Here is a 9,481-nt window from a genome sequence, read left to right on the forward strand (position 1 = left end):
GTTCCGGTTTCCGTCGGCAAGAGGCGCGCTCCAATGTCGCGCTCAGAACCGCCTCCAGAGGGCGACGACCGGACCGCCGCTTTCGGGCGTCTCGCGGCCAGCAACCGCATGCCTCCAACCCGCCTGCAGGCTCCAGCCGCCGAAGTCACGGACGACCGAGGCCTCGACGGACAGCCAGCGAGGCCCACCGTCGTCGGCTTGTCCTCCGAAGGCCTGGGCCAGAACCATCCAGTCCTCATTGAGGTGTGCGCCGACGGTGGCGTCGATGCGTGTCTCGTCCGGCAGCCCCTGCCGCATCCTTCGCGCCGCTTGCAGGTCAATGAACGAACCGCTCGGGCCCCATCGGCCCAATCCACCGGACGACGGGCCGGCGAACGAGCGCCCGACCGACGCCCGCACCTCCCAGTCGCTGTCGCCTGCGCCAGGGACCGCGTAGCCGGCGTTGCGCCCCTCTCCGCCGTCGGCATAGCCGACATACAGGCTGGCCGCCGCGCGCTCGTCGCGCCAGACCTGCCAGGTCACGCCGATCTCGGCCGGTCCGCGACCCTCGTAGTCGACAAAGGCGTCCTCCCCCGACTGCCAGTCGCCCTTGAACTGAACGGTCAGCCGGTCGGTGACGCCATACTCGGCGAAAACCCCGGCGACCCTGTCGCGGCGTTCACCCGGCAGGTCGGCGAGCGATCCGTCCGGATCAAACCCGCGATCCGCCCGCATGTCCTCGTACTTGACGATCCATTGTCCCTGCCCCCTGGGCTGGGTCCAGGGGCCAGCCAAGGCAGGTCCGGCGCCCGCCAGCACGGCCATGGCGACCAGGGGAGCGCCGGCCAGCCTCAAATGTCGTAGCCCGGCGATTTCCGCTCCAGCATCCGCAGGGCGCCGGGCCAGGCCAGGGCGGAGATGAAGCCGATGCCCTTGCCCTGCTCCTTCGTCTCAGCCTGGGCCGCGTCCGGCGCCATCAGCACATGCGCCCGTCCGCCCGACAGGGCCGCAACCTGCTGGGCGCAGGCCCGCTCGAGGAAAAACATCCCGACCCATGCCGCCGCCGCCGTCTGACCCACCGCCAGGGTGCCGTGGTTGCGCAACAACATCAGCGGCTTGTCGCCCAGATCGGCGACGAGCCGCTCGCGCTCCTCATGGTTCAGCGCCAGCCCCTCATAGCCGTGGTAGGCCACCTGATGCTGCAGCAGGCAGGCATTCTGACCGATCGGGAGCAGACCCTCGGCCTGCGCCGCCACGCCCACCCCCGCCACCGTGTGCAGATGGATGACGAAATGGGCGTCTTCGCGCGCGCCATGGATCGCCGAATGGATGGTGAAACCGGCCGGATTGATGAAGCTGGTGGTGTCCTGGACGATGTTGCCGTCCAGATCGACCTTGATCAGGCAGGACGCCGTCATCTCCTCGAAATACCAGCCGTACGGATTGATCAGGAAATGATGCTCCGGTCCGGGCACGCGAGCCGAAATGTGGGTGAAAATCATGTCGTCCCATCCGTGCAGCGCCACCAGACGGTACAGGGCCGCCAGCTCGACGCGTGCGGTCCATTCCGCCTCGGACACCCTGGACTTCAGGGAAACAGCGGCGCCATCGGCCATGGTTTCGGTCCTTTTTCTACCTTGCCGCGCACGCTCGCGCCGTCGGAAGCCGACGTCAAGATTCAGCTTCCGTTAACCGCGTCTTAGTGGCCCCGGCCTAGCCTTGGTCAAGCTGACCCCTCGTCGGCGCGCCGGAGACGCCAGTGGTCCTCGTCCAACTCGTGCCTGCCAGCCGCTCCGCCGGCGCCGCGCCGCGGCCCAGCGACCTGTTGGCGCTGGCCCACAACCGAAGCACGGAAGCGCGTGAGCGCCTGCTTCTGGGCGTCGTCGCCCTGTGCGATGCCTGTCCGCCAGCCGGGGAGTTGTCTCCGGTCCTCAGCGAAATATTCCTGACCCTCGCCCGCCAGGCCGAGCGCGAGGTGCGCAAGGTGCTGTCAGAAAAACTCGCGCACGCCGAATGGGCGCCCGCTGCGCTGGTGAACGTCCTGGCGCTGGACGAGATCGAGATCGCCCGTCCTATCCTCGAGTCCAGCCCTATTCTGCAGGACGAAGACCTGTTGCGTGTGCTGATCGAAGCGTCGCTGGAACACCAGATAGCCGTGGCGCGCCGCCCACGGATCAGCGGTCGCGTCGCGGACGCGGTGATCGATCAGGCCGAGCCCGCCGTGCTCATGGCCCTCACCACCAACCGTACGGCAGAAATCAGCGCAGAGGGCGTGCGGCGGCTGGTCGAGCATTCCCGTCGCATCGCCGCCCTGCGCGGCCCCCTCACCCGGCATCCGCTGCTGACCGAGGCCCTGGCCGAACAGCTGTACCAGTGGGTCGGCACCGCATTGCGCCAGTCCATCGCCGCCCGCTTCTCTGTCGACGAGCAGGCGCTGGGCGCCGCGGTCCATGACGCGGTCGACGGCGTCATGCGCCCCACAGGCCCTGAACCGGACCCTGTGGACCAGGGCGACCGGGATGAGATGGAGCGGCGTCTGATCGACAAGCTACAGTCCGCCGGCCAGCTGCGCGCCGGGCTGCTGATCCGCGCCGTCCGTGAAAAGCGACTGAGCCTGTTCGCCCACGGCCTGTCGGCGCTGGGCGGCTTCTCCGTCGGCCAGGTGCGCGCGGCCCTGTCGGCGCCGACGCCCGAAGCGCTGTACTACGCCTGTGCTGCGGTCGGGATCGACAGAGCGGTCTTCCCGACGCTGCTGGTCGAGTTGCGAAAGCTGAATCACTCCCTGCCGGGCGACCGGGGCGAGCCGGTCTGGCTTCGAGGCGCCCTGTCGCAGAGCTCTGCGGCGCGCGCGTTCAAGGTTCTGATCGGCGGCGACACGAGCGAACTGCAAGCCGCCGTTTGACTTCCCCGCCGGGCTCGGCTTGCGTGTATTCGTGACTGAACCCGAGCCGCCCCCCCTCCGCATCGCCTTCGCCGCCTCGGACCGACCCGAGGCCCAGGCGGCGCGTGATCGACTGTCGGCGCGTTACGGGTCATTCCCGCCCGATGAGGCCCAGGTCATTGTCGCGCTCGGTGGCGACGGCTTCATGCTGGAAACACTGCACACGGTCATGGACAAGCGAACCCCGGTGTTCGGCATGAACCGCGGCTCGGTCGGCTTCCTGATGAACGATTTCGAGGAAGAGGGCCTGCTGGAGCGGCTGGCCGGCGCCGGTCGCGCGGTGATCCATCCCCTGCAGATGGACGCCTGGACCGAGGCGGGTCAGGCCCACAGCGGCCTGGCCATCAATGAGGTCTCCCTGCTGCGCCAGACGCGCCAGAGCGCCAAACTGCGCATTACGGTCGACGGCCGCGTCCGATTGGAGGAGCTGTCCTGCGACGGCTGTATGCTCGCGACCGCCGCTGGATCGACCGCCTACAATCTCTCGGCGCACGGCCCGATCATTCCGCTGGACTCCCGCGTTCTGGCGCTGACGCCTATCAGCGCCTTCCGCCCGCGGCGCTGGCGCGGCGCCCTGCTGCCGCACCAGTCGAAGGTGTGTTTCGAGGTCCTGGAACCCGACAAGCGGCCGGTCAGCGCCACCGCTGACGATCTCGAAATCCGGCGGGTCGCCCGCGTTGAAGTCCGTGAGCGGCGCGACATCGCCCTGACCATGCTCTTTGACGCCGGCCGATCGTTCGAGGAGCGGGTCCTCGCGGAGCAGTTTGCGTCCTGACGAACATGCACCGCTTTTTAATGACGTGAGTGTCAGGGTTGCTCCAGTCCGTTCGCAGGAGTCAGCCGTGAGCAACCCGGCCCAGGTCATTCGCCCGCCCAACACCCTTCGCATGAAGGTCGGCGGAGGCTTTGGCGGCATCGATGCCAACGCCATCGCCAAGGCCGAGCAGGCCCTGCAGGCGATGTCGTCGCAGTTCGGTCAATGGCTGCAGGACGAGATCGTCAAGCTGGACAAGGCCCAGGCGGATATCCGCACCTCGGGCTATAACTCCGCGACGGCCGAAGCCCTCTATTTCCGCGCCCACGACCTGAAGGGCCTCGGCACCACCTACCAGTATCCGCTGGTGACCCGCCTTGCGGGCTCGCTTTGCAAGATGATGGACGACCCCGCCAAGCGCATGGCGGCGCCGATCGTGCTGCTGGACGCTCATATCGACGCCATCAAGGCCGTCGTCCGCGATGAAATCCAGACTGACGATCATCCCGTCGGCAAGATTCTGGCCGAAACACTGGAAGCGCGGGTGGCAGACCACCTGACCTGAGCCTGCCGTCTTATTCCGCAAACGCTGACGCCCGCCTCCGGCGGGCGTTTTGCTGTCAGGCGGCGACGTTGACCTGGGCCCTGGCCGGCAGCGGATCGTGATCCAGCCGCTCCATCAGATAGGCCAGATCCTCGCGCGGCGCATTCGGGCGCTGGGTGAGGAAGCGTTCCAGCATCTGCTGGCGGAAGGCGTCCCCGGACGTATCCGCGCCCTCGGCCTGTAATGTGCGCCAGGTGTCGACCCCGGCGCGATAGGCCTGGAATAGGCGCGGCGGCAGGCCCGCGCGATCATAGATGGCCTTCAACCCCAAGGGCCCGGCGTCGTGGATCATCAGCCACGCCCGCGCGTGCGGGGTTCCCGCCAACTCGGCTATGCCGTGTTCGAACAGGGCCATCTGCCCTCTCGCCAGGGCTCTCAGCAACAGCGACGCGGTCAGAACCCGCCGCGCGTTCAGCTTGGCCACGAACTGCGGCAGGTCAGCCTGGCTTGAAGCCTGATCGACCAGATCGACCGTGGCGCGCTCGCGGGCGAAGGCGGCGAGGCGGATCGCCGTCTCCGGGGCCACCGCATGGCGGGTCACCAGATGCTCGCGGACGGCTTCGGAGGCCAGCTCAACCAGCCGCTCCGTCACGGACAACGGCAGCACCTGACGGTAGGCGAGCGCCGCCACGATCTCGGGAGAGGTTCCGAAACGGTCGATGCAGCGGCCCAGCGCGGCCTCGGCGACATCGGCGTTGTCATTGGCGGCGAGGACACGCACCGCCTGTTCACAACCCACCTCGGCCAGGGCCGTGGCCACGTCACGGCCGACGTCAGGCCGACCCGCCACCGCCACCTGACGCAGGGGCGATCCGGCCTGGACGATCTCGATCAGGTCTTCGTCGGTGAAGGCCGGCGAGAAGTTGATCATCGGCAAGGCGACGCTGTCGACATCGGCGGCCAGCTTTCGGGCGACATCGCGGGGAATCAGATCCGACGATTTCAACGTCACAGCCATGGCGCGGCGGACCAGTTCGGCGGCGTCCTGGGCCAGCATGCGCAGAATTTTCTGCGCGGCCTCCCGGTCCTCGTCCTCAAGCGGGGCCTTGTCCATGCTGCGGCACAGCTTGTGGGCCGCAGCCGCCCGTTCGTCCTCGTCGGTCGCCTTGATCAGGCGGCGGATGTCGATCTCGGTAAGGCGGGCTCGGTAGGCGGTCATGGGCAGGTCCAGGCTTTGCCGGTCAGCATCAGCCCACCATCCTTAACGGGCGGTTCACCATCGCCGGATTCGCGATCAGACGCTCTTGCTCGCTTCGGGAGCGAAAGCGCCGCCGAAGCCGCTCTTGCTGTCGCCGTCCTGCCCCATCAGCAGGGCCAGCAGGCTCTGATCCTGCTTCAGCCGGTCGAGCCGCGCTGCCAGCATCCGGTCGCGCTCCGTCAGGTCCGGCGCGCCTGGCACAGAACCCGACGCCGAGGCAGGCGCTCCGTCACCGGCTCCGCGTTGAAGATTGGCATGCACCTCGGCCACCGTCGCCGGTCGACCATCCCGATAGAAGATCGACCGGTTGGCCGCAGCCGCCTCAGGGAAAAGTGCAACCGCGCTGGCGCCCGGACGGCGATCCATGGCGTCCATCAACTGGGCAGCGCCGGCAGGTCCCAGGAAATGCGCGGCGTACAGATCGCCGGCCCCCGGCTCGCGTCCTGAGCGGCCCCTCAGATAGGCGGCGTTCGAGGCGGTCAGCTCGGCCGCCATGGTCGAGGCTGCCTGCGGGTCGAATCGCAGGTCCAGCACGATGTTGCGGGCAGAACCTTCGACCCGCCACCGCCCGTCCCCGCCACGGTAGATCAGGTCGGCGTACTGACCGTAGCCGTGCTTGGCTCCATGAGCCTTCACGGTCCCGAGCCAGGTCTGTTCAATGAACTGGAAAAGGCCCGCTGCCGACGAGGTCCGGGCCCGCGCCGACGGGTTCATCGCGCTTTCGCGACGCGCCGTCCGAACGAGGAAATCGGCGTCCACGCCCGTGACGTTCGAGGCGCGCCGAATGGCTGCCTCAACCCCGCCAGCGGATGGAATCGCTCCGACATTCATGAGTCATGACGCTGGGGGTTTGTGGTTAATCAAACCCTAACAGCCGCCCGCGCGTCCACAGCCTCTTAACCTTCGGACGCCCGCGCCGCCACGGTGGCCCTTTCAAGGCGAGGCTCGCCCCAAACTTGCCGTGAGGTCAGCGCTCAACTTGGCCGTGGGACGCTGTGGGGACGGCGATAGACAGGGATGAGACGGCCATGATGATCAAGACAGCGGGCGGCCCCGGACTGGTGAGGCCCCTCGACTACAACGAACGCAAGACGCCCCGATTCTCGAAAGCCACCTGGGTCGCCCTCGGCATCGTCGGCGCGGCCCACGTCGGCCTAGGGGCGGTGATGTACTATCAGCGGTTCGAGATGCCGTTGATCACGACCCCGACCCAGCCTGCCCCGATCGAGGTCACATTTGAGCGGTTGCGCAAGCCCGAGCCCGAGCCCAAACCCCTTCCCGCGCCGCCCAACACCCGGGTCAACTCGACGAGCGCGCCCGCGCCTGGTGTCGAGACCGTGGCCGTGACCCAGGGCGAAACCGTCACCGAAAGCACCACCATCACCACGTCGACGGTGATCCCTGATCCGGTCCCCGACGCCACGCCGGTCGAGACCGTCCGCCCTGAGCCGCCGGCCGTCATCCGCAATCCCAGCTGGTCGCGCCAGCCCACGGCCGACCAGATGGGGCGAGCCTATCCCGAACGGGCGATCGCCGCAGGCGTTGCGGGTTCGGCCTCGCTGAACTGCCTGGTGCTGCCGACGGGCGCCGTAACCGACTGCAATGTCACGCGGGAGACCCCGGGAGGCTACGGCTTCGGTCGGGCGGCCCAGGGTCTGTCGCGTCATTTCCGGGTCAATCCGCGAACCGTCAATGGTGCGGCCGAGGGCTCGCGGGTCAATATCGGCCTGCGTTTCAACCCGCCGGAAGACTGATCAGGCGAACCTGAGCGGATCGAGGGCGGCGGCATCCGCCATGGGCGCCCTGCCCTCGATTCCGTCCGCAACGACCTGCCCGACGAGCGGCCCGATCAGCCAGCCGTTCCGGCGGGGGGCCAGCGCCAGGTGCAGCCCCGGCTCGCCCGAGGCGCCCGCCAGCGGCAGACCGTCGGCGGAAGCGCCGCGAATGCCCACCCGGGTCGGGCCGGCCACGCCCGTCACATTCAGCAGCACCAGACCGGCCGCGACCTTGCGCTCGGCCTCGACCGGATCGGGCTCCAGATCGCGGCGTCCCGGCTCCATCGTGGCGCCGATGACCACGCCGCCTTCGCACGGCGCAGCATAGACGCCCGGGCCTCTGACCACGCGGGGCGGGGGTGCTGTGGAGACGAATGTCAGCTGCCCCCGGATCGGCGTAACGGCGGACACGGCCGCGGCGGCGGGATCGGGCAATCCGGCGACCGGCTCACCGACCCCCGTCGCCAGCACCACCGTCGGGCTGAACCATACCCGGCCGTCGCCCGCTTCGACACGCCAGCGGCGGGCGTCGCCCGTGAGGCGCACGACCTGTCCCCGCACCACCGTCAAGCCGGGCGCCCGCGCCAGCGCCTTCAGGGCCGGCGCCACCTCGATACGCCAGTCGTCGGGGGTGGTCAGACCAAGGGGGTTCAGCCGTGCGTCAAAGCCAAGCACGTGAAGGCGGGCGACTGCGGCTTGCGTATCCGGTCCGCGCCAATCGGCGCCCTCCCGCAGCAGCTTGACGCCATGGCTCTCCGCAAAGGCGGGCCAAAGGTCGCGCGCGCGCTTCAGCAGTGCGGCTCGGTCGGCGGATACGTCTTCAAGCAGACTTTCCAGTGCCGGGGCGATCATGCCCGCGGCGATGGAGGAGGCGTTGGGGCCGCCGGGGTCGATCACGGTCACGGCATGACCTCGCGCGGCCAGCTCGGCCGCGGTGCAGAGGCCGAGCACGCCGGCGCCGATGACGATCACATCAGGGGAGGAAGCCACGGGCGATCAGATCGACCGCCCGCGCTCCGAATGCAAGGCGCGATCGCTACTCGGCGGCGATGGCTGCGGCGCGGTTCGCGTCGATGCGGGCCGTCAGGGCTTCGTGCTGCGCCCACAGGCGGGCGGGCAGACGGTCGCCGAACTGGGCGTAGAACTCGGGGATCAGGGCCGCTTCCTCCGCCCAAACCTCGGCGTCCACATCCAGCAGGGTCGACAGGTCGGCGTCCGACAGGCTCAGGCCCGACAGGTCCAGCGCCTCGCGGGTCGGGACCCGACCGACCGGCGTATCGACGGCCTCGGCCTCGCCATCCAGACGTTCCGCGATCCACTTCAGCACGCGGGCGTTGTCGCCGAAGCCGGGCCAGACGAACTGGCCGTCCTCGTTCTTGCGGAACCAGTTCACGAAATAGAGGCGCGGCAGTTTGGCTGCCTCGGTCTTGCCGGCCATCGACAGCCAGTGAGCGAAATAGTCGCCCATGTTGTAGCCGCAGAAGGGCAGCATGGCGAAGGGATCGCGGCGCAGGGTCCCGATGGCGTTCTCGGCGGCGGCGGTGCCTTCCGAGGCGACCGACGAGCCCATGAACACGCCATGCTCCCAGTCGAAGGCCTCGGTCACCAGCGGCACGGCCGAGGCGCGGCGTCCGCCGAACAGGATGGCGTCGATCGGCACGCCCTTCGGGTCCTCCCATTCCGGCGCGATGGTCGGACACTGCGAGGCCGGGGCGGCGAAGCGGGCGTTGGGATGGGCGGCGGGCTCGCCCGAGGCCGGGTCGTGCGGAACGCCCTTCCAGTTGGTCAGGCCTTCGGGGGCGACCTTGGTCAGGCCTTCCCACCAGACGTCGTTGTCGGCGGTCAGCGCTGTGTTGGTGAAGACGGTGTTCGAACCCATCGTCGCCAGGGCGTTGCCGTTGGTGTTGCGGCTGGTCCCCGGCGCAACGCCGAAGAAGCCGGCTTCCGGGTTGACGGCGTACAGACGGCCATCATCGCCGAAGCGCATCCAGGCGATGTCGTCGCCGATCGTCTCGGCGGTCCAGCCCGGGATGGTCGGCTGGAGCATGGCCAAGTTGGTCTTGCCGCAGGCCGAGGGGAAGGCGGCGGCGACGTATTTCGCGCGACCCGTCGGATCGGTCAGCTTGAGGATCAGCATGTGCTCGGCCAGCCAGCCTTCGTCGCGGGCCATGATCGAGGCGATGCGCAGGGCGTAGCATTTCTTGCCCAGCAGGGCGTTGCCGCCGTAGCC

The 9,481-nt window shown here is 68.7% G+C and carries 10 protein-coding genes and 1 pseudogene; 4 read left to right on the forward strand and 7 right to left on the reverse strand.

Annotation, left to right across the window (positions count from 1 at the left end):
- Positions 1-42: 42 nt before the first annotated feature.
- The gene (locus tag B3E43_RS12615; RefSeq protein ID WP_292030031.1) at positions 43-834 is read right to left on the reverse strand and encodes a hypothetical protein; all 792 of its coding nucleotides are present in this window, start codon (positions 832-834) and stop codon (positions 43-45) included.
- A complete protein-coding gene (locus B3E43_RS12620; protein WP_292030033.1) occupies positions 831-1,595 on the reverse strand; it encodes a class II aldolase/adducin family protein in 765 nt (254 codons plus the stop codon). Before B3E43_RS12620 ends, B3E43_RS12615 begins: the two co-directional genes overlap by 4 nt.
- Before the next feature lie 143 nt (positions 1,596-1,738).
- Here B3E43_RS12620 and B3E43_RS12625 point away from each other — a divergent pair, with 143 nt between their 5' ends.
- The 3 genes from B3E43_RS12625 to B3E43_RS12635 all read left to right on the forward strand — a co-directional run bounded on the left by B3E43_RS12625 (position 1,739) and on the right by B3E43_RS12635 (position 4,239).
- Complete coding sequence (locus tag B3E43_RS12625; RefSeq protein WP_292030035.1) at positions 1,739-2,881, forward strand: DUF2336 domain-containing protein; 1,143 nt, start codon at positions 1,739-1,741, stop codon at positions 2,879-2,881.
- A 31-nt stretch (positions 2,882-2,912) separates the two neighbouring features.
- On the forward strand, positions 2,913-3,695 hold the full coding sequence (locus B3E43_RS12630; RefSeq protein ID WP_292030037.1) for an NAD kinase: 783 nt from the start codon (positions 2,913-2,915) through the stop codon (positions 3,693-3,695).
- Between the two features lie 67 nt (positions 3,696-3,762).
- Entirely contained in the window at positions 3,763-4,239 is a 477-nt protein-coding gene (locus tag B3E43_RS12635; protein ID WP_292030039.1) for an Hpt domain-containing protein, read from the forward strand.
- A 55-nt stretch (positions 4,240-4,294) separates the two neighbouring features.
- Here B3E43_RS12635 and B3E43_RS12640 read toward each other — a convergent pair whose 3' ends face one another.
- The 3 genes and pseudogenes from B3E43_RS12640 to B3E43_RS12650 form a co-directional block, all read right to left on the reverse strand.
- On the reverse strand, positions 4,295-5,437 hold the full coding sequence (locus B3E43_RS12640) for a DUF2336 domain-containing protein (RefSeq protein WP_292030041.1): 1,143 nt from the start codon (positions 5,435-5,437) through the stop codon (positions 4,295-4,297).
- A gap of 75 nt (positions 5,438-5,512) precedes the next feature.
- A complete protein-coding gene (locus B3E43_RS12645; RefSeq protein ID WP_292030149.1) occupies positions 5,513-6,112 on the reverse strand; it encodes a lytic transglycosylase domain-containing protein in 600 nt (199 codons plus the stop codon).
- Between the two features lie 54 nt (positions 6,113-6,166).
- Positions 6,167-6,307 (reverse strand): annotated as a pseudogene (locus B3E43_RS12650) (lytic transglycosylase domain-containing protein); the annotation flags it as partial.
- 197 nt (positions 6,308-6,504) lie between these two features.
- Here B3E43_RS12650 and B3E43_RS12655 point away from each other — a divergent pair.
- Complete coding sequence (locus B3E43_RS12655) at positions 6,505-7,230, forward strand: TonB family protein (RefSeq protein WP_292030044.1); 726 nt, start codon at positions 6,505-6,507, stop codon at positions 7,228-7,230.
- On the opposite strand, the gene B3E43_RS12660 is transcribed toward B3E43_RS12655, so the two are convergent.
- Positions 7,231-8,241 (reverse strand): NAD(P)/FAD-dependent oxidoreductase, encoded by a 1,011-nt coding sequence (locus B3E43_RS12660; protein WP_292030046.1) that lies wholly within the window; start codon positions 8,239-8,241, stop codon positions 7,231-7,233.
- A 46-nt stretch (positions 8,242-8,287) separates the two neighbouring features.
- Positions 8,288-9,481, reverse strand: a 1,194-nt coding sequence (locus B3E43_RS12665) for a phosphoenolpyruvate carboxykinase (GTP) (protein WP_292030048.1), incomplete at its 5' end; no start/stop codon positions are given.

It is taken from the genome of Brevundimonas sp. UBA2416, from assembly GCF_002343105.1.
Classification (GTDB): Bacteria; Pseudomonadota; Alphaproteobacteria; order Caulobacterales; family Caulobacteraceae; genus Brevundimonas.

What these genes read in the sequence shown, in the direction of transcription:
- B3E43_RS12620 (WP_292030033.1), bottom strand. Translation starts at nt 1,595, where the DNA reads ATGGCCGATGGCGCCGCTGTTTCCCTGAAGTCCAGGGTGTCCGAGGCG.
- B3E43_RS12640 (WP_292030041.1), bottom strand. Translation starts at nt 5,437, where the DNA reads ATGACCGCCTACCGAGCCCGCCTTACCGAGATCGACATCCGCCGCCTG.
- B3E43_RS12655 (WP_292030044.1), top strand. Translation starts at nt 6,505, where the DNA reads ATGATGATCAAGACAGCGGGCGGCCCCGGACTGGTGAGGCCCCTCGAC.